This is a genomic window from Streptococcus sp. 27098_8_12 (assembly GCF_041432115.1).
Classification (GTDB): domain Bacteria; phylum Bacillota; class Bacilli; order Lactobacillales; family Streptococcaceae; genus Streptococcus; species Streptococcus parasanguinis_V.
In genome coordinates, this window is the sequence record NZ_JAPVZA010000014.1 from 29268 (window position 1) to 54996 (window position 25729).

Annotated in this window: 18 protein-coding genes; all 18 read right to left on the reverse strand. The window is 43.6% G+C overall.

Features of this window, described 5'->3' with window-relative positions; translation table 11 throughout:
• Positions 1–13 precede the first annotated feature (13 nt).
• The gene (locus tag O3629_RS06925) at positions 14–9316 is read right to left on the reverse strand and encodes a CshA/CshB family fibrillar adhesin-related protein (RefSeq protein ID WP_371608948.1); all 9303 of its coding nucleotides are present in this window, start codon (positions 9314–9316) and stop codon (positions 14–16) included.
• A 203-nt stretch (positions 9317–9519) separates the two neighbouring features.
• Positions 9520–10359: a thymidylate synthase gene (locus tag O3629_RS06930; RefSeq protein ID WP_195423273.1), complete on the reverse strand. Its 840-nt coding sequence runs from the start codon at positions 10357–10359 to the stop codon at positions 9520–9522.
• A gap of 78 nt (positions 10360–10437) precedes the next feature.
• Positions 10438–11397, reverse strand: coding sequence for an ROK family glucokinase (locus O3629_RS06935; RefSeq protein ID WP_021153285.1), 960 nt, complete (start codon positions 11395–11397; stop codon positions 10438–10440).
• Positions 11398–11483: 86 nt separating this feature from the next.
• Positions 11484–12002 (reverse strand): hypothetical protein, encoded by a 519-nt coding sequence (locus O3629_RS06940; RefSeq protein WP_024055631.1) that lies wholly within the window; start codon positions 12000–12002, stop codon positions 11484–11486.
• 9 nt (positions 12003–12011) lie between these two features.
• Positions 12012–13880, reverse strand: a complete 1869-nt coding sequence (locus O3629_RS06945) for an ABC-F family ATP-binding cassette domain-containing protein (RefSeq protein ID WP_371608949.1) — start codon at positions 13878–13880, stop codon at positions 12012–12014.
• Positions 13877–15088: a CCA tRNA nucleotidyltransferase gene (locus O3629_RS06950; RefSeq protein WP_201036822.1), complete on the reverse strand. Its 1212-nt coding sequence runs from the start codon at positions 15086–15088 to the stop codon at positions 13877–13879. The genes O3629_RS06945 and O3629_RS06950 overlap by 4 nt, the downstream gene beginning before the upstream one ends.
• Complete coding sequence (dapB, locus tag O3629_RS06955; RefSeq protein ID WP_371608950.1) at positions 15085–15852, reverse strand: 4-hydroxy-tetrahydrodipicolinate reductase; 768 nt, start codon at positions 15850–15852, stop codon at positions 15085–15087. Before dapB ends, O3629_RS06950 begins: the two co-directional genes overlap by 4 nt.
• Before the next feature lie 10 nt (positions 15853–15862).
• Positions 15863–16711 (reverse strand): DegV family protein, encoded by an 849-nt coding sequence (locus O3629_RS06960; RefSeq protein ID WP_371467928.1) that lies wholly within the window; start codon positions 16709–16711, stop codon positions 15863–15865.
• A gap of 3 nt (positions 16712–16714) precedes the next feature.
• Positions 16715–17089 (reverse strand): DUF1149 family protein, encoded by a 375-nt coding sequence (locus tag O3629_RS06965; RefSeq protein ID WP_371467926.1) that lies wholly within the window; start codon positions 17087–17089, stop codon positions 16715–16717.
• A gap of 131 nt (positions 17090–17220) precedes the next feature.
• Positions 17221–19188: a fructose-specific PTS transporter subunit EIIC gene (locus tag O3629_RS06970; protein ID WP_371467924.1), complete on the reverse strand. Its 1968-nt coding sequence runs from the start codon at positions 19186–19188 to the stop codon at positions 17221–17223.
• A complete protein-coding gene (gene pfkB, locus O3629_RS06975) occupies positions 19185–20096 on the reverse strand; it encodes a 1-phosphofructokinase (protein ID WP_049488054.1) in 912 nt (303 codons plus the stop codon). Before pfkB ends, O3629_RS06970 begins: the two co-directional genes overlap by 4 nt.
• Positions 20093–20836: a DeoR/GlpR family DNA-binding transcription regulator gene (locus tag O3629_RS06980; RefSeq protein ID WP_003016359.1), complete on the reverse strand. Its 744-nt coding sequence runs from the start codon at positions 20834–20836 to the stop codon at positions 20093–20095. Before O3629_RS06980 ends, pfkB begins: the two co-directional genes overlap by 4 nt.
• A 228-nt stretch (positions 20837–21064) precedes the next feature.
• The gene (locus O3629_RS06985; protein ID WP_371608951.1) at positions 21065–23386 is read right to left on the reverse strand and encodes a CAP domain-containing protein; all 2322 of its coding nucleotides are present in this window, start codon (positions 23384–23386) and stop codon (positions 21065–21067) included.
• 138 nt (positions 23387–23524) lie between these two features.
• Entirely contained in the window at positions 23525–24241 is a 717-nt protein-coding gene (trmD, locus tag O3629_RS06990; RefSeq protein ID WP_003007469.1) for a tRNA (guanosine(37)-N1)-methyltransferase TrmD, read from the reverse strand.
• A complete protein-coding gene (rimM, locus tag O3629_RS06995; protein ID WP_003011300.1) occupies positions 24231–24749 on the reverse strand; it encodes a ribosome maturation factor RimM in 519 nt (172 codons plus the stop codon). Before rimM ends, trmD begins: the two co-directional genes overlap by 11 nt.
• A gap of 53 nt (positions 24750–24802) precedes the next feature.
• Complete coding sequence (locus O3629_RS07000) at positions 24803–25135, reverse strand: MazG nucleotide pyrophosphohydrolase domain-containing protein (protein ID WP_049507369.1); 333 nt, start codon at positions 25133–25135, stop codon at positions 24803–24805.
• Between the two features lie 42 nt (positions 25136–25177).
• Positions 25178–25417, reverse strand: a complete 240-nt coding sequence (gene kphA / locus O3629_RS07005; protein ID WP_003001620.1) for an RNA-binding protein KphA — start codon at positions 25415–25417, stop codon at positions 25178–25180.
• A gap of 20 nt (positions 25418–25437) precedes the next feature.
• The gene (gene rpsP, locus O3629_RS07010; protein WP_003007475.1) at positions 25438–25710 is read right to left on the reverse strand and encodes a 30S ribosomal protein S16; all 273 of its coding nucleotides are present in this window, start codon (positions 25708–25710) and stop codon (positions 25438–25440) included.
• Between the last annotated feature and the right edge of the window lie 19 nt (positions 25711–25729).

The window sequence follows — 25729 nt, forward strand, 5'->3', positions numbered from 1 at the left end:
GCCACAAGTTAGCTTAGTCTTCTTTTTTGCGTTTTGCAAATCCGAATAATGAGAGACCTGCTAAAGCACTAAAGATTGCAAGACCAGCAGTAGAAGATTCTTTTGTTCCTGTGTTTGGAAGTTGTGCAGTAGGATTTTGTGGATCAATATACTTCACTTCTTCTTTCGTTTCTGGAACGACAGGAATCGTTGGTTCTTCTGGTTTTGGTTGTGGAGTAGGTTGTGGTTGTGGTTGTGGTGTTGGTTGCGGTTGTGGAGTAGGTTGTGGCTGTGGCTCTGGTGTCGGAGTTGGATCCGGCATTGGAGTTGGTGTCACAGTCTTCTTGTAGATATGTTGAATGTTTCCATCTTTATCTACAACAGTCTTCACGAAGTCATAACCTGGGATATCTTTCTTCGGTTGTTCCCCATCTTCTGTTGGGTTACCTGGGATTGGGTCCCCATTTTCGTCTACATATGAAGTCGTCACTTTTTCATAGACGTGTTCAGTATCACCATTAGGCAATTTCTTCGTTTCCACAAAGCGGTAACCTGGAATTTCAGCTTTTGGTTCTTCTCCATCAACTGTAGGATATCCTGGGATTTCCTTACCTTCTTTATCAACAAACTTAGTGATTGGAAGGACAGTTGGTGTGTAAGTTGCAGAAGCTTTTGTTCCGTTCACATCTTCACGAACCACTGTTACAGCTGGTGCTGTTCCAGTGAATTCAGGTTCTGGTGTGAAGGTTACAGTTCCATCTGCTGCTACTGTGTATGTACCAACACCTGGAATTGTCTTCGTAGTTGAACCATCTTCAAAGGTTGCTGGAACTCCGTCATTCATTGGTACACGGCTATCGCCTTCTGTGAAGGTTGGTTTGCCTGTTTGAGTGGCACCCTTCTTACCAATTGAAGTAGCTGGTTCTGCAGTTGGTGTAACTGGTGTTACAGTTGGTGTGTAAGTTGCGGTAATTGGTGTACCGTTCTTATCAACACGTTTCACTGTTACGCCTGTACCGGTTCCTGTGAATGATTTTTCTGGTACGAAGGTTACGGTTCCGTCTGGAGAAACGGTGTAAGTTCCTTCACCTGGAATAACTTTAGTAGTTGATCCATCTTCAAAGGTTGCAGGTACATCATCATCCATTGGTACACTTGGGTTACCAGGCGTGAAGCTTGGTTTACCTGTTTGAGTTTGACCTTGGATATCTGTTGATGTAGCAGGATCAGCTGTTGGTGTCACAGGTGTAACAGTTGGTGTGTAAGTTGCGGAAGCTTTTGTTCCGTTCTTATCTTCACGAACAACTGTTACTGCTGGTGCAGTTCCGACAAATGATTTCTCAGGTACGAATGTCACTGTTCCGTCTGGAGCAACTGTGTAAGTACCAACACCTTTAACTGTCTTAGTAGTTGAACCATCGTCAAATGTTGCTGGAACATCATCGTTCATTGGTACACGGCTGTCACCTTCAGTAAATACAGGTTTACCAGTTTGTGTTGCACCTTGGATGTCAGTAGATGTTGCTGGCTCAGCGGTTGGAGTTACTGGTGTTACAGTTGGTGTGTACTTAGCAGTAACTGGAGTACCGTTCTTATCAACACGTTTCACTGTTACGCCTGTACCTGTTCCTGTGAATGATTTCTCTGGTACGAAGGTTACGGTTCCGTCTGGAGCAACTGTGTAAGTTCCTTCACCTGGAATAACTTTTGTTGTTGAACCATCTTCAAAGGTAGCTGGTACATCATCATCCATTGGGATTGCAGGGTTACCAGGTGTGAAGCTTGGTGTACCTGTTTGAGTTTGACCTTGGATGTCTGTTGATGTTGCAGGATCAGCAGTTGGTACAACAGGAGTGATCTTAGGTGTGTAAGTTGTCTCAGCAACCGTTCCGTTTGTATCTTTACCTTGAACCTTAACTGGCACAACATCACCTGAGTAAGATTTATCAGTTGGTGTGAAGGTTACAACACCTGTTTCTTTATCGACTGTGAAAGTACCGATTTCTTTACCTTCTGGTGACTTGGCAACTACTGATTCTGCTGGCTGACCATTTTCGTCAAGAAGAGTAATGGTATCTTTGTCGATTGGTGCAACTGGGTCACCTTCTGTGAAGGTTACAGTTCCAGTTTGAACCACACCTTGAGGTGCTTCTGATTCAGCTGGACTTGCTGTTGGGGTTACTGGTGTCACAGTTGGTGTGTACTTAGCAGTAACTGGAGTACCGTTCTTATCAACACGTTTCACGGTTACGCCTGTACCTGTTCCTGTGAATGATTTTTCTGGTACGAAGGTTACTGTTCCATCTGGAGCAACTGTGTAAGTTCCTTCACCTGGAACGGTCTTCGTAGTTGAGCCATCTTCAAATGTTGCAGGTGTATCATCATCCATTGGAACATTTGGATTACCTGGTGTGAAGGTTGGTGTACCTGTTTGCGTTTGACCTTGTTTGTCAGTAGATGTTGTATCTTCTGCAGTTGGTGTAACTGGTGTTACGGTTGGTGTATAAGTTGCAGAAGCTTTTGTTCCGTTCTTATCTTCACGAACCACTGTTACAGCTGGTGCAGTTCCAACGAATGATTTTTCAGGTACAAAGGTTACTGTACCGTCTGCTGCTACTGTGTAAGTACCAACACCGTCTACAGTCTTCGTAGTTGAACCATCTTCGAAGGTTGCTGGAACATCATTGTTCATTGGCACACGGCTGTCACCTTCAGTGAATTCAGGTTTACCTGTTTGAGTGGCACCTTGGATATCTGTTGTTTCTGCTGGTGTTGCAGTTGGAGTTACTGGTGTCACAGTTGGTGTGTACTTCGCTGTGATTTCAGTACCGTTCTTATCCACGCGTTTCACTGTTACGCCTGTAGCAGTTCCAGTGAATGATTTTTCTGGCACGAAGGTTACTGTTCCATCTGGAGCAACTGTGTAAGTTCCTTCACCATCGACAGTCTTCGTAGTCGAGCCATCTTCGAAGGTAGCTGGAGTATCCTCATCGATTGGAACATTTGGATTTCCTTCGGTGAAGGTTGGTTTACCTGATTGTGTTTGACCTTGGATATCTGTCGATGTTGCATCTTCAGAAGTTGGAACGACTGGAGTAATCTTAGGTGTGTAAGTTGTTTCTACAGATGTTCCGTTTGTATCTTTACCTTGAACCTTAACTGGAACCACATCACCTGAATAAGATTTATCTGTTGGTGTGAAGGTCACAACACCTGTTTCTTTATCAACAGTGAAGGTACCGATCACGTCACCTGCTGGTGATTTCGCTTCTACTGATGCTGCTGGTTGACCATTTTCATCAAGAAGAGTAATCGAATCCTTGTTAATTGGAGCTACTTCATCACCTTCAGTAAAGGTTACAGTTCCAGTTTGAACAAGACCTTGAGGTCCAGTAGATTCAGCTGGTGTTGCTGTTGGAGTTACTGGAGTTACAGTTGGTGTGTAAGTTGCAGAAGCTTTAGTTCCGTTCTTATCTTCACGAACAACTGTTACAGCTGGTGCAGTTCCGACGAATGATTTCTCAGGGACAAAGGTTACAGTTCCGTCTGCTGCTACTGTGTAAGTACCAACGCCTTCTACTGTCTTAGTTGTTGATCCATCATCGAAGGTTGCTGGAACATCATCGTTCATTGGCACACGGCTGTTGCCTTCAGTAAATTCAGGCTTACCTGTTTGAGTTTGACCTTGTTTACCAGTTGAAGTAGCATCTTCAGCTGTTGGTGTTACAGGCGTTACAGTTGGTGTGTAAGTTGCAGAGGCTTTAGTGCCATTCATATCTTCACGCACAACTGTTACCGCTGGTGCAGTTCCAACAAATGATTTTTCTGGTACAAATGTAACTGTTCCGTCTGCTGCTACTGTGTAAGTACCAACGCCGTCAACTGTCTTAGTCGTTGAACCATCATCAAATGTTGCTGGAACATCATTGTTCATTGGAACACGGCTGTCACCTTCAGTAAATTCAGGCTTACCTGTTTGTGTAGCACCTTGGATATCCGTTGTTTCAGCTGGTTTCGCAGTAGGTGTTACTGGAGTTACAGTTGGTGTGTATGTTGCAGAAGCTTTGGTTCCGTTCTTATCTTCGCGAACAACCGTCACTGCTGGAGCAGTTCCAGTAAATGATTTCTCAGGAACAAAGGTTACAGTTCCGTCAGCTGCTACTGTATATGTACCAACGCCATCAACTGTCTTAGTTGTTGAGCCATCGTCAAATGTTGCTGGAACATCTTCATTGATTTCTACTGTTTTCTCAACGCCATCAACTGTTACGGTTCCACCCTTGAATTCAGGTTTACCTGTTTGAGTCGCACCTTGAATATCCGTTGTTTCAGCTGGTGTCGCTGTCGGTGTTACTGGAACAATTTCAGGTGTGTAGGTTGTATCCACCTTGATGCCGTTTGAGCTTTCAGCTTGAACCTTAACAGGCGTTACTTTACCAGTATAAGATTTGTCAGTTGGTGTGAAGGTTACTTGGCCAGTTGCTGGATCAATTGAGTAAGTACCGATTTCAGTGGTACCATCAGCTGCATAAGCTGGTGTGCTTGTTACTTCATTACCGTCGTTATCCAAAAGTGTGTAGCTGTTATCTTTAATGGTGATCGCTTTATCTTGACCATTTACTTGAACAGTTGTTCCTGCAAAGGTTGGTGTTCCAGTTTGTGTCGCACCTTGGATATCTTTAGATGTAGCTGGTGTAGCTGTTGGAACAGCTGCTACAACTGTTGGTGTGTAACTTGCATCTGAAGTGATGGTTGAAGTCTTACCGTCTGCATTGGTAATTGTTGCAGTCGCTTGGACTTTCACGCCAGTTGCAGTTCCGACAAAGTCTTTTTCAGGAGTAAAGGTTACTGCTCCTGTAGTAGGATCGATTGTGTAAGTTCCTTCACCTGCTACTGTTACAGTTGTTTCATCTGTTGGTTGACCTGTTGCAGGGTCAATCAATTTCTTACTTGTAATTTGAGCAGTTTCATCATCACTCAATGCAAATGTAGGAGTTTCTGTTTGAGGAACATTTTGAATGTCTTCAGAAACTTTATTTGTTGGAGTAAGAGTGACTGGATTTACAGTTGGTGTGTAAGTTGCTGAAGCTTTGCTTCCGTTCTTATCTTCACGAACAACGGTTACGGCTGGTGCAGTACCAGTAAAGCTTGGGTCTGGAACAAATGTGACAGTTCCGTCTGCTGCTACTGTGTAAGTACCTACACCATCAACTGTTTTAGTAGTTGAACCATCGTCAAATGTTGCAGCAACATCATCGTTCATTGGAACACGGCTGTCGCCTTCAGTGAATACAGGTTTACCAGTTTGTGTCGCACCTTGAACACCTGATGATTCAGCTGGGGCTGCAGTTGGCGTTACCGGAGTTACAGTTGGTGTGTATGTCGCTGAAGCCTTAGTTCCGTTCATGTCTTCACGAACAACCGTTACAGCCGGTGCAGTTCCGACAAATGATTTCTCAGGAACAAATGTCACTGTGCCATCTGCAGCTACTGTGTAAGTACCTACACCGTCTACAGTCTTCGTAGTTGAACCATCGTCGAAGGTTGCTGGAACATTTTCATTGATGGCTACTGTCTTCTCAACACCATCAATAGTTACTGTTCCACCCTTGAATTCAGGTTTACCAGTTTGTGTAGCACCTTGAATATCTTCTGTTTCAGCTGGAGTTGCTGTCGGTGTTACTGGAACGATTTCAGGCGTGTAAGTTGTGTCCACCTTGATACCGTTTGAGCTTTCAGCTTGAACCTTGGCTGGTGTGACTGCGCCAGTGTATGACTTGTCTGACGGAGTGAAGGTTACTTTTCCAGTTGCTGGATCAATTGAGTAGGTACCGATTTCAGTAGTACCATCGGCAGCATAAGCTGGTGTCGTTGAAACTTCGTTACCATCTTTATCTAGCAATGTGTAGCTATTGTCTTTAATGGTAATAGCTTTATCTTCACCGTTTACTTGAACAGTTGTTCCTGCAAAGGTTGGTGTACCGGTTTGAGTTGCACCTTGAACATCTTTAGAAGTTGCAGGGTTTGCAGTTGGAACTGCTGGCACAACAGTTGGTGTGTAGGCCGCATCTGAAGTAATGGTTGCAGTCTTACCATTAGCATTTGTAATAGTAGCAGTTGCCTGAACAGTTACTCCTTTTGCAGTACCGACAAAGTCTTTTTCTGGCGTAAATGTTACTGCTCCAGTCGTTGGGTCGATAGTATAGCTACCTTCACCTGCTACTGTCACTGTTGTTTCATCAGTTGGTTGACCAGTTGCGGGATCCACCAATTTCTTGCTAGTGATTTCAGCAGTCTTGTCGTTACTCAAATCAAAGGTTGGTGTTTGGGTTTGAGGAACGTTTTGAATATCCGCAGAAACCTTGTCTGTAGGAGTCACTGTTATTGGAGTAACCGTTGGTGTGTACTTAGCGGTTGCTGTCTTAAGGTATTCATCACGGACGGTACCGTCTTTATCTTTTCCGACAGGTGCTGTTACTGATACGGTAACACCTTGAGCTGTACCTGTGAATCCTGGTTCTGGAACAAAGGTTACTTTACCAGTTGCATCGTCAATGCTGTAAGTTCCTTCACCTGCTACTGTTACAGAGGTTGCATTGGTTACTTGACCAGTCGCTGGGTCCACCAATTTAGCAGGGTATTCCAAGCTTGGAGTGACAGAGATCTTTTCGCCATTAGCATTCGTTGTAGTTGTGTTAAAAGTAGGTGTACCAGTTTGAGTCGCACCTTGGACATCTGATGAAGTCTTATCTACCCCTTCAATTTCCGTTGGTGTAACTGTTGGGATGTATAGACCGTCCATGGTATTGATGGCAGTATCGACATTGGCTTCATCGGCTGGGAATTTTGTTGACCAACCCGTATCGTAGCCATTGCTGTCTGTACGACGGATAGAGATACCGTCAGCTGTTCCAAGGAAGTGATCTTCGGGAATGAACTCAACATCCACAGAAGTTCCGTTTGAAGTGATCTTGTACTTCCCTTGACCAGCTACAGCATAGTAGCCATCTGCACCAGGTGTTACGACTTGCCCTGTACGGTTATCTATCATTTGTGGAGCTACTGTTTCATCAATTTTTGCTGACTCAGTTAGGCTATAGCCTTGCAAACCTCGAGCAGTAAAGGCTACAGTAGCGGTTTGTTTTGCACCTTGAGGGCCAGTTGTTTCTTTAAATTCCCCTTTTGGTGGGTGAGTGATTTGAGTCTTAAAGTCTTCAACCTCACCAGAGAAAGCCATACCCGTTGGGCTTTCAATCTCCTTATCATTCTTTGCGATACGGATCCGAACACCCAATTCATTGACACTAGGATCAATATAGGTTTTACTCTTTGTAAAGCTTAACGTAGCCGTCCCATCTTGAGTAATGGTTGTTAAATCAGAACGTTCATCTTCATCGAAGGTTCCGTTTTGGTTGAAATCTATCCAACCATAGATGTTAGCTTTTGCTGCTCCACCCGTATGTGCTTCCACTGAAATGGTGTAATTACCTGGACGTGTCCGGTCCATCTTGATCAGCTCATTGGTTTTTCCTTTGAGATCATTTGGAAGTAATTGGTCGATGCCTTCATCCGCAGTGGTCGCCTTGTCATCACCCGTCCAATCAAGGGTATTGTTTTCATCCATATCAGGACTCAAGTGACCGAGATAAGGTTGGTTCACTTTCTTACCAGTAATTCCATCTACAGTTGCGATCGAATGAATCGCCTTACCGTATGATTCAGGCGCATCTCCTTCATCAAGTGGGAAGAATCCTAGCATAGCAGACTGTTTACCACCTGAAGCGATGTAAAGACCGATTTCAGAAGCTCCCTTTGTCATAACAAGAGGAACATCAACATCATTTGCAGAAATATTTGGTCCGAAGACCCCTGTTCCGAGACCTCCAGTTGTTAAATCAGCACTTCCGAAGTACTTCCAAGCAACCGCTTTTTTATCCGGCCCAGCTTGAGTTGAACCTCGAAGTTGGTTAAGATTCAACCCATAGAAATTCATGCCATTTATATTTGTGGTAGGGTTTGAACCAAATAAATTGTCTGTATCTTGTGGAATGTAGGTTACATTATATCTTCTAGTCGATTTTTTCCATTCCCCTATATGTTTCCATCCTTCTCCATTGGTGGTAAACAGAACCAATTCACCAGGGTTAGCCGACTCACCATCTGCCATGACAATGGCAGGTTTGACGGCTTTGCCACGGAAGGTCGCAGAAACTTCAAACTGGATCCCAATGTTCCCGCCGGTTAATTCTGAACTAATAGTAGTTTTCTTAGTTGTACCAGTATCAATCCCCTCGTTTTTAATTTCAGTCCAACGGTTTTGAGGCTCGGCAATAACCTTAGCTTCTTCACCGGCATTAAATTCCGCCAAGGTAAACGGATTTGCATTTCCATTCACATAACCATTTCTAGCATTGGGGTCATAGGTCGCTTTTTCAGCTTCTGTTGCTCCTCGTTCTTCAAGGCGTTTTTTGTATATTTCTGTCGCTTGGAAGGGTTTCAAAGACTTGACTTTGATGGTAACCACATAGCCCGGCATAATTTCCTTGGTGTAGGTCGCGCCGACTTGGAGAGCAAGTTCACCTTTTGATGTTGTAGTAGTCCCTGTCCAGTTGGCTGTATCGCCAAAGTCCAACCAAGAGATTTGGCTGGCTATGTCTTTAGCATCGATATTTGTTGTAAGGCCTGGTTTTTCAACTTTTGGTGTTGAAGTTGCATCTTCAACGTCATCCCCGATTAAGCTTGGATCATTGGCATCACCCAGGGCACGACGATTACGTTTTTTACCAGAAGTTTGGGCTGTCTCTTCCGTTGCTACTGTATTGTTTGCTGTTACACCTTGTCCAGCTGAAAGAGTTGCTTCTTCTTTTTTATCTGTACTTGTTGCAGTTACTTCTGCTGCCTTGTTTGTTGGCGTAGTTGCTTCTAATTTTGGTGTTGCAGCGGTTGATGTTCCCGGTGCAGTTGAGGTAGCAGATGTTGCTGAAGCTGCTGTACTTGTGCTACTTGCTTCACTAGTTGAAGCAGGTGCTGTTGATGTTGCTGCAGCAGTTGAAGTCTCTGGTGCAGTGATTGCTGCGTTTGCATCATAAGTTGTAGCTGCTGTACTAGTTGTTGCAGCGGTTGATGCTGCTGAAGTAGCTGTTGAAGTTGCGGGCGCTTCTGACGCTGTTGCAACTGCTGCTACACTTTCACTTGTCATATCTGTCTTTTCTTCAGCGGCTGCACTTGCGGCTGTCCCAACCATGACAAGTGTTCCCAACAGTACTGAGCAAACACCCACATTCAATTTACGAATTGAGAATCTGCTAATACGATCATTAAATAAGTCTTTCCCCATCTAATGGACCTCCATTTTTATCTATAAATTAACATTCTTTTTAAAATTGTCTAGTTTTTTCCAAACCTTATCTATTTAACAAAACCCGAACGATTTTCAAAACATTTTGACTCAAAAATGAGTAAAAATTTTTAGCTAAAATTGTTTTAATTTCAAAAGGATTTTACCAATTGATCGAGGCATCAAAAAACCTTGATTTATTACTAAATGGCAAGATCGAACTTCAATTGTGGCTTCACTGGATCGTAATCGACCAGTTCAAAATCTTCTGGTTTGATGTCAAAGAAATTGGTTCCATCTGGTACATTCAAAACCAAATGTGGCTGACAATCTGAAGGCTCCCGACGGAGTAACTCTTCAGCCTGTTCAAATTGATTATCATAGATATGAAGGTTATTAATGAAGTAAAAGAACTTTCCGACCTTCCAGCCAAAGTGCTTGGCAATCATCATCTGAAGAGCTACATATTGCATGGCATTGATATGGTGGGCTACCAACATATCATTTGAACGCTGGGTCAGGGTCGCATCTAGATAGATCTCTCCATCAACCCGACGCACGTCAAACATGGTCTGAAAAGCACATGGCAAGAGTCCGTCGGTCTCCTCAAAGGCATCATAATCCCAGAGCGAGATGATGTTGCGGCGATTCCAAGGATTGGCTTCTAATTGTTTGAGGATTTTATTGGTAATGTCATGCCTTTTGACCACAGCACCATAGCGCTGACCGATAGTACGACTATCCCCTACTTCCCAGTCATTCCAGTAGTGGACATTGTACTTGTCTTCTAACAGGTCTAAGCTATTCGACTGATCCTGGTAGATCCAGAGCATCTCTTTGATGGCTGATTTAATGGCGATGGGACGAAGGGTCGTGATAGGAAACTCGCCTTTTGAGAGGTCAAACTCCATAAAGGCTCCTGTGATGTACTTGGAGTTGGCCGTTCTGCCATCCTTGTACTTAGGACGCGCCTGCTCTGACCAGACCCCTTCTTCCATGATTTTTCGAATATTTTCTTTAAAAATTGTATCTGCTTTTGTCATATCTCCTCCTTTAATCTACTATTGCCTTCATTATATCACAGGATAAAGAAAAAAGGAGAGGGAAATCTCCTTTTAATCTTATTGTAATACTAGAGATGCGGCACCGATGACACCCGCATCATTTCCCAAAGTAGCAAGTGCTAATTGAGTAGATTCACGTACTTGTGGGAATGAGTTTTCTTCAAAGACCTTGCGCACGCCATCCAAGAGGAAGTCTCCAGCAGCAGATACCCCACCACCGATAACGATCTTAGACGGGTTCAAGGTTGAACCAATATTGGCTGCAGCAAGTCCAAGGTAGCGTGAGAAGTTCTTATAAACGATCAAAGCAAGAGCGTCACCCTCTTTTGCTAGATCAAAGACCGTTTTAGCTGTCACTTCTTCACCATTGTCGATCAAGACTTTCAATTGAGAGTCCCCTTCGTACTCATCTGCATAACGACGAGTCAAGTTGACGATCCCAGTTGCTGAGGCAACCGTTTCAAGACAGCCTTTTTTACCACAGGTACATTGGATTGGATCATCAAAGTCAACCGTGATGTGACCAAGTTCCCCAGCAGCTCCACGCACACCGTGCAAGAGACGACCTTCAGCGACGATACCACCGCCAACACCTGTACCAAGTGTCATGAAGACAACATCTGGTTGGTTTTCACCAGCCCCTTTCCAACGTTCACCCAAAGCAGCAACGTTGGCATCGTTATCAATGAAGAATGGAATATGAAGGGCACTTTCGATTTTTTCTTTAACTGGTTGAAGGGTCTTCCAGTTCAAGTTGTAGGCACCGATAACTGTACCTTTTTCACGGTCAACGACACCAGGTGAACCCATTCCAATTCCTTGGAACTCAGAAGCATCAAGCTCAAGCATCTTCAAACGATGCGCGATGGATTCGATCATATCATCTACGATATGGCTACCTTCATCCAAGATATTTGTTTTAATAGACCATTTTTCTTGAACTTCCCCATCCAAAGTAAGGATGGCAAACTTAATTGAAGTTCCCCCAAGGTCAATACCAATAATTTTTTTAGACATCTGTAACTCCTTTCAAACTTGTAAACACTTACAGATCTATTATATCAGACTTTTTATCAAACGCAAAGGTTTGCACGTAACTTTTCTTAACTTTTTAACAAGAGACTAAAGGATTGAAATCCTAAAATGAGGAAAATCAAGCCAATAATATTTAATAGAAAGACGCTAATCGAAAGCGGACTAACAATTAAGAATAAACCGATGAAGAGCTGTAGCAAGGCAAAGAAAATATAACGCTTGGACAGTTCCTCAACCTTCCTCGAGTAGAAATTGGCTTTTCGGAAGTTCAAAATCGAACGGTAGATGAGCCAAATTCCTAAAGTGACTGGAAAGACAATCGGCAAAGTCTTGTAGCCATAAAGCAGTAAGTAGACCGCAAAAACCAAGGCGACCATACTGTGAAAGAGCTGTTGCTGCTGAATGATACCAGCCTGACGCAATCGGTAATAGCGTGAAAAACGCGAAAGGGAGATTAAAAAGAAACCACAGGAAATCAACCAGCTAAATGAGCCGATGTGCTCAATCGGATTGATAAACAAGACGATACCGATAATAGTAAAAATAGTGGCTGAAATCCCAAGGGATATCCGGTTCAATTGATTCATAGGGCCTCCTTATTCATCTAATTCGCTCAGATATTCATAGCGATCGTACTTCTCAAGCAATCGCTCATTTTCCTGATCCAATTCTTTTTGAAGGGCTGACAATTTGCCAAAGTCAGAGCCGTTTTCATTCATCTCCACTTCAATCTCTGCAATTCGATTTTCAATCGCTTCGATATCTGCCTCAATACTTGCCCACTCTTGCTTCTCCATGTAGCTCATGCGCTTCTTCTCTTCTTTTGGCTTGACAGGTTTCTCTTTTTCAATCTTTTGACTAGCCGTTACCTGGGCTGCTTCAAAGGCTTTTTCATCTAAATAATCCGTATAATTGCCAAAGAACTCCCGAATGCCCCCATTTTCAAAAGCAAGGATCTTGCTTGCGACCTTGTCTAGGAAATAACGGTCGTGACTAACGGTAATAACGGGACCACCAAAGTTTTGAAGGAAGTTTTCCAAAACCGTCAAGGTAGCAATATCCAAGTCATTGGTCGGTTCATCGAGGAGAAGTACATTGGGTTTTTCAATCAAGAGTTTCAAGAGAAAGAGGCGCTTCTTCTCACCGCCGGAGAGTTTCTCGATCAAGGTTCCATGCATAGAGCGTGGGAAGAGAAATTGCTCCAAGAGATCTGCGATCGAAGTTGTTCCGACAGTCGTCTTGACTTCCTCCGCAACCTCTTGTAAGAAATTAATCACGCGCTCGCTCTCATCTAAGCCATCGATCTGTTGAGAGAAATAAGCCACCCTCACGGTTTCCCCAATGATCACTTGCCCTGACTGAGGCTGGAGTCGCTCAGCGATCAGATTAAGTAGGGTCGATTTACCGACACCATTATCCCCGACGATCCCGATGCGGTCCTTATTTTGCACTAAGAGGTTAAAGTCTTGTAAAATCGGCTTATTTTCAAAAGCAAAACTCACATTCTTAAACTCGATGACTTTCTTTCCGATCCGGCTGGTCTCAAAGTTCATCTCTAGATCCGTCTGATTGCTTTGCCCAGACAAGTCTTGCTTAAGATCATGGAAACGATTGATCCGAGCCTGTTGCTTGGTCGCACGCGCCTGGGGTTGCCTCCGCATCCAGGTTAACTCCTGCTTATAGAGTTGCTGCTTCTTATGAAGAAGGGCTGCATCACGCTCATCTTGCTCAGCCTTTAAGCGGACATAATCCTGGTAATTGCCTTGATACTCAATCAAACTAGCCCGATCCAGCTCAAAGATCCGCGTCGAGATATTATCCAAGAAATAGCGATCGTGGGTAATGAAGAGTACGGTTTTCTTAGAATTCTTCAAGAAATTGGTCAACCATTCAATAGTATCAATATCTAGGTGGTTGGTCGGCTCATCTAGTAAGAGAAGGTCGTGGTGAGACAGCAAAACCTGGGCCAGTTGAACCCGGCGACGCAAGCCTCCAGATAGATCTCCAACTTTTGCATTTAAGTCTTTAATCCCAAGTTTTGAAAGGACTGTCTTGACCTGACTTTCGATTTCCCAAGCATTGAGTGAATCCATCTCCGCTATAACCTTTTCCAGACGTGCTTGGTTCTCTTCTCGGTAATCCGCCATCAAGAATTCATAATCACGAATCAACTGCATTTCACGCAAATCACTAGATAACACCGTATCCAAAACAGTCTTTTGATCATCAAAGTCTGGCTCTTGCGTCAAGTAACCAATCGTATAATCACACTTGGCAGAAAAAGGACTCACATCTCCATCAAAGCCAGAGCGACCAGACAACACATCTAACAGCGTGGTTTTTCCAGTCCCATTGACCCCGATCAGTCCGATCCGATCCAAGTCATGAATGATAAAGGAAATCTCACGAAAGACGGTCTTATCTCCGACAGATTTGGTTAATTTATCGACAATAAAATCGCTCATTTTTCCTCCTTTTTTGCTTGCTGGATATAGGCAATGATGGCTTCTTTTTCATTGGCCAGTTCCCCATCGACAATGGCATATTCGATCTTTGTCAAAATCTCTCCCAAGGCTGGACCAGGTTGAAAGCCATATTCTTTGATCAGCATGCCACCATTGACCACCACTTCGTGCTTATCATGAATGGTCAAGCTATCATAGACACGCTCGATGGCCAGATAATCTACACTCAAGGCATACGCTTCCCGGAGCTCTTCCGCCACTAGCAACAAACGCTTCTCATACTTGTAGCAAGCACGCTTGTCTAGACTTCCTTTTTCTCGGAGCTTAAGAATCTCTACGATCTGCTCCACCGTCTTGGCAAACTCTCTAGAGGTCTTCCATTTTTTAAAGAATTTTGGAATATCTTGAATCTCTAGTGCTAAGACCAGAGCAGCCCAGGCTTGCTCAGAAGTTGAAAAGGTATATTCCAACTCTATGTCAAACAAACGCTCGATTGCTTCTTTGCGATCCTTCATCTCTGGCAGATAGTGATAAGCACCACTTGCAAGCAGGGCCTCCAAGCCCTGTCTCCAGAATGGAGAAAGCAAGAGCTTATCAAACTCGATGAAGGTGCGCTCTACAGAAATCTTCTCTAGTAAGGGAGCGCACTCCTTCATGGCATCAAAGGTTGCCTCTTCTAATTCAAATCCAAGACTGGCTTGAAAACGAAAGCCTCGCATGATCCGGAGTGCATCTTCGTTAAACCGTTCATGAGGAATCCCAACCGCCCGAAGGACCTTGTTTTCTAAATCTTCTAGTCCATGAAAGAGGTCAACAATTTCTCCTTTTTCATTTAAGGCAAAGGCATTAACCGTAAAATCACGACGCTTGAGGTCTTCTTCTAGCGAGCGTACAAAAGACACGGAGCTTGGACGGCGATAATCGACATAGACATCCTCTGTCCGGAAGGTCGTAATTTCATATTCTTGACCATTTTCAAGGACCAAGACGGTCCCGTGTTCGATACCGACATCTACTGTCCGATCAAAAATCGCCTTGGTCTCTTCTGGGTATGAGGAGGATGCGATATCGACATCGTGAATCGGACGATCCAAGAGGGCATCACGGACAGATCCCCCTACAAAATAGGCCTCAAAACCAGCTGCTTTAATCTTCTCTAATATTGGTAAAGCCTCCTGAAACTCAGAAGGCATCTTTTCTAATCTCATAGTAAGTGTTCCAAACCATAGACAAGCTCATGACGCTTGACAACTTCTTTAATCCCTAGATTTACTCCTGTCATGAAGGAAACACGATCATAGGAATCATGACGGAGAGTCAAGCCTTCGCCTTGGCTACCAAAAATCACCTCTTGGTGAGCGACTAGGCCAGGCAATCGAACCGAATGGATGCGCATCCCTTCAAACTCTGCACCTCTTGCTCCAGGCATCAACTCTTCTTCATCTGCTGCACCTTGCTGGATCTTCTCGCGCTTCTCAGAGATCAACTCAGCGGTCTTAATGGCTGTTCCACTCGGTGCATCTTTTTTCTTATCGTGGTGCAATTCGATAATTTCCACATTCGGGAAATACTTAGCTGCTTGCGCTGCAAATTGCATCAAAAGCACGGCTCCGATGGCAAAGTTCGGCGCGATCAAGCCACCCAAGCCCTTTTCACGTGAAAGGTCTGTCAATTCTTGGATCTGCTCAGGAGTGAATCCAGTCGTTCCCACAACAGGCGCAAAGCCATTCTCAATTGCAAAGCGAGTATTTTCGTAAGCGACCTTGGGCATGGTAAAATCTACCCAAACATCTGCCTCTAGACCCACAACATCTTCTTTGCGATTAAAGACAGGGACCCCTGCAACCTCTGTCTCATCAGTAAATGGATCGATCAAGCCAGCTAATTCTAGCTCAGGATCTTCTGAAACCATCTTGAAGGCTGCTTGTCCCATTCTTCCCTTGAAACCTGCGATAATGACTTTAATTGACATAGAATACTCCTTAAACGATAGGGATATACCCAACTGCTAAGCTATGGTCACCTAGGTGCGTCCCAATAACCCCTCCAAAGGTAGCAAAAGGAATGTCACCTTCCACTCCTTCTTCGATGAGCAGTTGGCGAAGTGCTTCTGCTTTTTCAGGGACATTAGCGTGGATGACAAAGACTTGGTAATGACCATCTGCGATATCTGATACAACAATCTCTACCAAGCGTTTCATGGCTTTCTTTTCCGTCCGGACTTTCTCAAAGACCTCAATCACGCCTTCATCATTAAAATGAAGAATAGGCTTGATGCTCAATAGGTTCCCAAGAATAGCAGCCCCATTTGACAGACGGCCACCTTTAACCAAGTGGTTCAAATCATCCACCATGATATAGGCAGAGGTTCCATCAATCTGGTGTTGGACATTGGCAACAATCTCGTCGAAGGAACGGCCTTCACCAGCCCATTTCAAGCAGTCTTCTGTCATCATTCCTAGAGGAGCACTGGTAATTTTTGAGTCCGGAAATTCGACGGTCAAGCCTTCAAATTCGTCCTTCAAATATTGGATATTTTGGTAGAAACCAGAAATACCTGATGACAAGAAAAGACCGATAGCATGCGTATAGCCCTTAGCTGTCAAACCAGATAAGACTTCTTCTAACTCTGCCACACTCGGCTGGCTAGTCTTTGGCAATTCCTTAGACGCAGCCATCTTTTGGTAGAACTCATCGTGTGTCAGGTTCTTCCCTTCAACATAAGACTCCCCATCGATATAGATCGGGATCTCTAAAATAAATAAGTCGTCGTGATGGAGCACGTCTTGCGATAAATAGGCAGACGAATCCGTGATCACTGCTAATTTCATTGATTAAAACTCCAAATTAATACCCGGTAAATCGAGGGCAATTTCTGTGACTTCATAAGTCAAACGGTTGAGCATATTCAAGCAAGGGCGAGCCAATTCTTCCACTTCGTCTTTGCTGAATTCACTTGGTTCATTGATATAACGACCAAACAAGTGGTTGATTTGAGTGATGGTTCCGCTGATCACAAAACCGTCAAAAACGATCATGTAGCTCAAGATGACAATCAAAGAAGTCGTGTTTTGTTCTTGATCACGATTGATCAATTGAAAGTTTACATCAACTTTTGTTTCAGGGATGCCATTTTCTTTTTCCCACTCAAAATTACGAGCGTCATAGTGGTATTGGCTGACAAATTCTTTTTCACGTTGAATATCCATTTTTATTCTCCTAAAAATATGCGTTATGCTTATTATACCATAATTCAGCTTAAGATACCAACGCCGAATGAGGTGATTTTTTGCTAGTACAAGAAGAAAAGGCCGGGGAAGACCCAACCTTTTAATCATATTTAGTTTTTAGGTTTGCGAAGCAATCCGAATAAGATACCACTTACGACTGCACCGATCAATACGAACAAGATGTAAAGAAGTGGATTTGATGTAAGGGCGATAACGAAGATTCCTCCGTGAGGAGCCATAAGTTTCAAGCCTGCAAGACCAACAAGGGCACCTGTCAATGCTGAACCTGCAATGAAGCTAGGGATGGCACGAGCTGGGTCAGCTGCACCGAATGGAATGGCACCTTCTGTGATGAAGGAAAGACCCATAACGATGTTTGTCAAACCAGAATCTCGTTCTTCCTGTGTGAATTTATCTTTAAACAATACAGTTGCTACGAATACTGCCAATGGAGGAACCATACCAGCTGCCATAACAGCTGCCATAACAATAGAACCACCTGAAGCAACAGATTCAGCAAGTGTACCTGTAGCGAAGACATAAGCGGCTTTGTTAACTGGTCCACCCATATCGACAGCCATCATACCGCCGACAAGAAGTCCAAGAAGGACAGCTGAGCTACCTGACAAGCTTGAAAGGAAGTTGTTAAGACCAGTATTGATAGCAGCCATTGGAATATTGATGAGGAACATCAAGAATCCTGTCAAACCAACACCAAGCAATGGCAAGAGAAGGATTGAACGGATACCATCAAGAGAACGTGGAAGACCTGCAAGGGCTTTACGAAGAACTAGAATCACTCCACCTGCTAGGAAACCACCAACTAAGGCACCAAGGAAACCAGATGATACTGCTGCTGGTAATTCACCTTTAGCAGCACCGTAGGCGATATTTCCAAATGCTGACCCTGAGCTAGCAATAGATCCAGCGATAAACCCTGCTACAAAACCAGGTTTTTCAGCGATTGAGAATCCAATGTAACCTGCAAGTACAGGAAGCATGAAGCCAAAGGCTACTCCACCAATTGTTTTAAATTGTGCTGCTAATACATGATAAGAACCAAGACTAGACAATTGATCTTGAGGTACACCAAGAACTTGGTCAATCAAGAAGGCAAGGGCGATCAAGATACCACCACCGATAACGAATGGAAGCATTTGAGAAACCCCACTCATCAAGTGTTTGTAGAAGGCTCCACCTAGGCTCAATTTTTCTTGGCTAGCGCTAGCTTGTGCAGCATTTTCAGCGTGGAAGACATCTGCTTTGCCATCCAAGATGGTTTGGATCAAGTCTTCTGTCTGACGGATACCGGCTGCGACTGGTTTAGAGATCAATTTTTTGCCATCGAAACGAGCGGTTTCAACTGCTTTATCAGCTGCAATGATGACCCCTTCAGCTTTTGCGATTTCTTCAGCTGTCAAGCGGTTGCCGACACCAGATGCACCGTTAGTTTCAACGCGGACTATAACACCCATTTCTTCCCCTTTTTTGATGAGGGCTTCTTCTGCCATATAAGTGTGGGCGATACCTGTTGTACATGCTGTAACGGCAACGATGAGAGGTTTGTCAGACGAAGCTGCTTCTCTGACTGCTTCTGCTTTTTTCGCTTCTTCAGCGGCAGCTTCTTGCTCTTCTGCATCAAAGGCTGCGATCACTTGATCAGGAGTGCTTGCTTGGCGAAGTTTGTCCGCAAATCCTGGTTTCATCAAGTACTTAGACAATTCAGCAAGGGCTGCCAAGTGAGTGTCATTTGCCCCTTCTGGAGCTGCGATCATGAAAAACAAGTCTGTTGGTTGGCCATCCAGTGAAGCATAGTCCACACCCTTGTTTGATTTTGCAAACAAGACTGTTGCTTCTTTGACTGCTTCGTTTTTGCTGTGGGGCATAGCAATTCCGTCACCCAAACCAGTTGAAGTTTGTGCTTCACGGTTCATGATTCCAGCCTTGAAGGTGTCAAAATCTGTCACCACACCATTATCAACGAGCGATTGAATCATCTCATTGATCACGCCCTCTTTATCTGTCGCTTGAAGGTCAAACAACATCACGTTTTTATTTAAAACGTCTTGAATTTTCATAGTTTTTCTACCTCTACTTTTTCATAAGTTTCTTTTATATAGTCAGCTGTTGCCAAATCATCTGAGAAGGTGGTCGCTGTTCCACAAGCCACGCCCCATTTGAAGGCTTCGATGACATCTCCTGTTGTTGCGAGCTTCCCAGTGAAGCCTGCTACCATGGAATCTCCAGCCCCAACAGAATTCTTCACTTCCCCTTTGATTGGTTTTGCGAAGTAAGTACCGTTTGGACTGACAAGAAGAGCTCCATCACCCGCCATGGAAATAATGACGTTTTGTGCTCCTTTGGCCAAGATTTCTTTGGCGTAACGTTCAATTTCTGGTAATTCCGTCAAGGTAACTCCAAAAATATCTCCCAATTCATGGTTATTTGGTTTAACCAATTGGGGATTGAACTCTAAGGAATCAATCAAGGTTTGCCCTTCAAAGTCGCAAACGACTTGCGCGCCTGTCGCACGAGTTGCTGCGATCAATTGTTTGTAAACAGCATTTCCAAGTGAAGATGGAGCAGATCCTGCAAAGACTACCACATCATCTGATGATAAACTCGATAAGATGTCGAGCAATTCTTGCAACTGAGCTTCTGTTACTTCTGGGCCATTCCCATTGATCTCTGTTTCCTCATCAGCTTTGATCTTGACATTGATCCGTGTATCTTGGTCCACTGTCACAAAGTTGGTTGAAATGGCTTCGCTGGTCAGTACGTCTTCAATGAAACGTCCAGTGAAACCACCGATAAATCCAGTCGCTGTGTTCTCGATATCGAGACGCTTCAACACACGACTGACATTGATCCCTTTACCACCGGCGAATTTATCTTCCGAAGCCATCCGATTGACCGCTCCCGTCTCTACATGATCGAGTCGAACAATATAGTCAATGGCTGGATTCAGTGTTACTGTATAAATCAAACCTCTATAACCTCCGTTTTTTCTTTTAAAACCTTTAATCGTTGCGGTTCACATTGATTGGTGATAATCATGGCTCGCTTGATAGGAGCCACTTTGACAAAGGATGTCACGCCAATTTTCGAATCATCCGCTAGGATATAGGTTTTTTTTGCATTTTCGATAATCGCACGCTTGACAGATCCTTCTTCCAGGTCTGGAGTGCTGTAAAACTCATCATCGATTCCATTCATTCCAAGAAAGGCCTTGTCAAAATTTAACTGACCGATTTGATTGAGCGCGATTCCTCCGATACTAGCATCTGTAGAAGATTTAACCATTCCACCTATAATGACTGTTGGAACATTTCGCTCAACCAACTTGGTTGCATGGTGAATCGAGTTGGTCACTACTGTCACCGTTGGATTAACAATTTCTTGTACTAGAAGTTCATTGGTCGTCCCGGCATCGATAAAGACCACATCGTGATCTTTGATCAATTCCGCTGCCTTTACTGCAATTTTTGACTTAACTTGAATGTTTTTGATAGATTTTTCTTTATTACTTTCTTCCTCTTGAAGAAAGTGAAGACTTTCCGCCCCACCGTGGACCCGGCGAAGTTTGCTTTCATCCTCTAACTCATCCAAATCCCGACGAACAGTCGATTCAGATGTTCCCAAATCTTGTACAAGAGTCTCCAAAGAGACAAATTTTTCCTTCAAAACCTTTTCGAGGATAAACTGTTTTCGTTCAGATTTAAGCATTTCCCCTCCTTTTGCAATCGATTACAAAAACTATTATACTCTATCTTTCAAAATTGTCAACATTTTTTATCATTTTCTGTCATTTTCTTCCAAAAGATACAAAAGTGTACAAAAAAGAGTGGGAATGAACTCATTTTGTTAAAAGAGTTCTTTTCCCACCCTCATATATCTTCTTTGAAGAGTTTAAGCAATAAAATGTCTAAGCATCCACTCTATCTTCGGTATGTCTTAATCATTTTTTGATGATTGTTTCTTTTTCTTGAAACCAAACAATCCAGCAAGTAGCCCGACGGCAACACCTGTTGTTGCTACTGCATATTTGGAGGAATCAGATCCAGCCACAGCTTGGCTGTTTTCTTTTTTCGGTTTGATTTCTTCTACTTTAGCTTCTTGTTTTGGAGCTGGACTAGCTGTTGGTGCTTGCACTTGTGGACTATTGGTAGTTGTTGGAAGAACCGTTGGTCTATCCGAGAAAGTTGTTGGATTGCTTGAGCGGATATCCATTGGCATATCTGCTGCTTCTAAAATAGCTGGATCCATCCGAGAAGCTAGATCTTCATATTGGGAATTCAACAGTTCCACGACACTTTGATAAGATTGAAGGGTTGTGAATTCTGCTTCCAATTTTTCTTTTTTATTCTCTAAATTAGCCACCGCAGCTGATAAAACGGATTGGGCTTTGACCAATAATTCTGGAGCATTTTTAAAGTCAGAAAGACGTTTTTCAGCTGCAACTAGTCGCTCTTGCGCCGCCTTCAAGCCCTCATGCGCTTCTTGAACGACTTGGGCTTTTTCTGCTTCTTCTGCTTTTAAACGATCTAATTTCTCACGCGCAGCCGCTAACAAATCCTTCGCTTTTTGAAGGGCCGCTTCTTTTGGTTGGATGGCTGCTTCAATCCGACCTCGAGATACACCAAGAGTCGCCTTCGCCTTTTCAACCGCATGGTCCTTGCTAACGAGAAGAATCTTGTAATTTTGGATGGTCTTTTGGACATTGGCCATCTCTACTGCCACATTTGAATTGGTATGGCGGGCATCTTCTAACTTGCCTTGCAGGATAATGATTTGAGACTCTTGATTGGCCTTGTCTAACTTGAGATTAGCGACTTCATCAGATTTTGCTTTCACATCTGATCTTGTCGTCGTTGCGCCAGCTCCCTGACGCAATTGGTAAGCGAGTGCACTGGTTGACACTGCTGAATGGACCGGACTATGTAAGAAAGCTGCTTCTGACATAGCATTGCTTGGGTCATAAGCGACTGATAAAGCTGTCGCTTTGTTGTCTACCATTTGGAGGTAGTGACCAACCTTCGCAAAGGCCTCAGCCCCAATTTTCATATAAATGTCATTGGCATCGATTTGTGTTTCGTCTGTTGGTAGACCATATTGAGCCGCTACTTCCTGATAAGCCGCTTTTTCATTGTACCAAAAGTCAACCGCACCAGCAGGTGAGAAGCCATAAGCGATGTTCTCGTTTGGCAAATACTTAAACATATGCCAGTTGGCTTTTTTGAAGTATTCCAACTGTACTTGACTGGCTGGAAGGGAATAGGGATCCAGTTCCAATTCAGGCAAGCCGGCATTGCGACGATAAGCGTTGATAGCATCAGCAATTTCAAGTGCTCGGAGGTTAGCTTGCAAGGATCCAGACTCTCCAACCGTTAAGCCGTCTTCTTCACGACCACGTTTGTAGAGGGCTAAAGCGCTCGCTGCAGCTTCATTGCCATTGTCTGCTAAGTGTTGCAAATAACCTTCATAAGTCGCTTGACTCAACTGAACTGGGCTATTGGCCGCTGCTTGTTCTAAGGCTGCCAATTCTGCTTCCTTGGTAGCGATGACCGCTTTCAAATCTGTTAGACGCGTTTGAGCCAGTTGAATGTCGTTCTCAATTTGAGCCACAGTATCTGAGCCAGTTTGCTGACTCGCTTGCAAGGTTGCAAGATGATTCTGAGATTCTCGGATACTTTGCTCGACTTGACTTTGCTCCAACAAAGCCTGGTTGAGTACATTCTCATCATTTGAAATCGGTGCTTTGGCTTGGTTCAATTCATTTTGTGCTACATCGACCAAAGATTCCTGAGCAGTAACCTGATTTTCCTGTTGACGAACAGCCTCTACGACTTGGTCATGAGCAGCTTCTGCTTCTCGAACCTTATTTTCTTCAATAGTCACATAGGCTTGAGCCACCTTGACGTCATTTTCTGCATTCTGAACTTGGGCATCCGAAGTCGTTGCGATGAGGTTTTCCGCATCCGTCACTTCTGCTTTCTTTTCTTCCAGTTCTTGTCCAGCAGCCTTGACTTCTGTTTGAGCATCGATCACTTTTTGCTCTTGGTAGTGGACATCTTTCACCACTTGCCCTTTTTGAGCTGTGATTTGCTTCAACTCATCAACTGTAATTGGTTTTTCAACTACTTCCGTGCTGTTGGTTTCTGGATTTTCATTTTGCTTGACCTCTTCGGCATTTGCTTTGTGATGAAACATACCAGATAGGACTGTTGTTGCAGCAATCCCAGTCGTGAAAACCGATTTTCCTAATTTCTTTCCCATTAAACTCACCCCCAAAACTTAATCATTTTCTTGAAGTTTCTCTACCCCTTAGCATACCACATTTTGTTACCAATAACTAGTAGGTTTTAAAAGTTTTTTTCATAAATTTTTGAGGCAAAAGAAAAACAGCTGACGCTGTTAGTCTTCTTGTTTAATTTGTTCCAACATCTTCTCTTCTTCTGCTGTCAACTCATAGTTTTCTAGCAAGTCTGGACGACGTTCTAAGGTCTTTTTCAAACTCTGATAGAGGCGCCACTGACGGATATTTTCATGATGGCCACTCATAAGAACATCTGGAACTGTCATTCCTCTGTATTCATAAGGCCGGGTGTATTGAGGATACTCTAAGAGACCAGAGGAGAAACTGTCATCCTGGTGGCTGGACTCTTTTCCGATCACTTCTGGAATCAAGCGTACCGTCGCATCAATCATAGTCATGGCCGCTAGCTCGCCACCCGTCAGGACATAATCGCCAAGAGAAATCTCATCCGTCACCAAGGTCTTGATCCGCTCGTCGTAGCCCTCATAGTGACCACAGATAAAAATCAATTCTTCTTCCTGAGCCAACTCTTCTGCGTAGGCTTGGTCGAAGGTCCGACCAGCAGGATCCAGCAGGATCACGCGCGGATTCTTTTTCTCAATGGCATCAAAGGCATCAAAAATCGGCTGCGCTCGTAGAAGCATGCCTTGCCCGCCACCATAAGGTTCATCGTCCACATGCCGCGCCTTCTCTGCATTTTCGCGGAAATTATGGTAGTTGATCTCTAATAGACCTTTTTCACGAGCCTTTCCGACGATGGAATGCTCAAGGGGAGAAAACATCTCTGGAAAGAGGGTTAAAATATCAATCTTCATCGTCTAACCCTTCTAAGATCTCTACATCCACCCGGTTTCCTGGGATATCAATATTCAAGACTACAGGTGGAATATATGGCAAAAGAAGATCTCGTTTGCCTTTGCGTTTCACGACCCAGACATCATTGGCACCTGGTTGCAGGATTTCCTTGATCTGACCGATTAGTTGGTCATTCTCGTAAACATCAAGGCCGATGATCTCATGGTAATAAAACTCGCCATCCTCCAAATCCGTCAAGTCTTCTTCTGCAACCTTGAGGCTAAAGCCTTTGAATTTCTCAATGGCATTGATATGGTACATATCCTTAAACTTGATGATGTCGAAGTTCTTGTGCTTGCGGTGGCTAGCAATGGTCACCGTTTGGACAAAACGATCCTTCTCATCAAAGAGCGCCAACTCAGCTCCTTTTTTAAAACGCTCTTCCGCAAAGTCTGTCACAGACAAGACCCGCATTTCTCCTTGTAAGCCTTGGGTATTGACAATTTTCCCAACATTAAAGTAATTCATGATTTCTCCAGTGTAGTTTATTCACTCTATTTTATCACGTTCAAGAGATTTTCTCAAATGGACTTATCTGCTAGAAACTGCTCCAAATCCCGCTCGTGCTGGTATTTTACGGCTGCTGTTTTATCTTTTTCAAAGATAGTTTTAGTAAGGTCGATTTCATTAATGGCCGCGATAGCGACCGTGTAGTGAATGATATCAGCTAGTTCTTTAGCCAATTCCTCATTTGAATCTTGGACACCCGCTTTCCGTCCAGAACGTCCATTTAACACCTCGGCTACTTCGCCAACCTCTTCAACCAGCTTGATAAACAAACCTTCTTCCGTCCGGGTATTCTGGTAATGTTCTTGTAAATAGGCTTGTAACTGCCGAATAGTCACTTCTTTCATTCTTTCTCCTTGCAACAAAAAACGGGACTAAGTCCCGCCTTTTTATTTTTCATCAATAACGATTCTTACTTTTTTATCTTCAGTTGGGACAGAGTAGACAATCGTTCTTATCGCAGAAATGGTGCGACCTTTTCGACCGATTACACGACCAACATCGCTAGGATCAAGGTCAAGGTGGTACTCCAAGAATTCAGGAGTATCTTCGATCTTGATGGTTAAGGCATCCGGTTGTGAAATCAAGGGTTTCACAATTGCAATAATGAGATTTTCAATCGTATCCATACATCAACCTACTTAAAAAATTATTTTGAGAATTTAGAATCGTGGAATTTCTTCATCACACCAGCTTTTGAAAGGATGTTGCGAACTGTATCTGAAGGTTGAGCTCCATCAGCCAACCATGCAAGAACGCGGTCTTCTTTCAAAGTTACTTGGTTTTCTTCAACAAGTGGATTGTAAGTTCCAACTGTTTCGATGAAACGTCCATCACGTGGTGAACGTGAATCTGCTACGTTAATACGGTAGTAAGGTTTTTTCTTAGAACCCATACGAGTCAAACGAATTTTAACTGCCATTTTTATAAGTCTCTTTTCT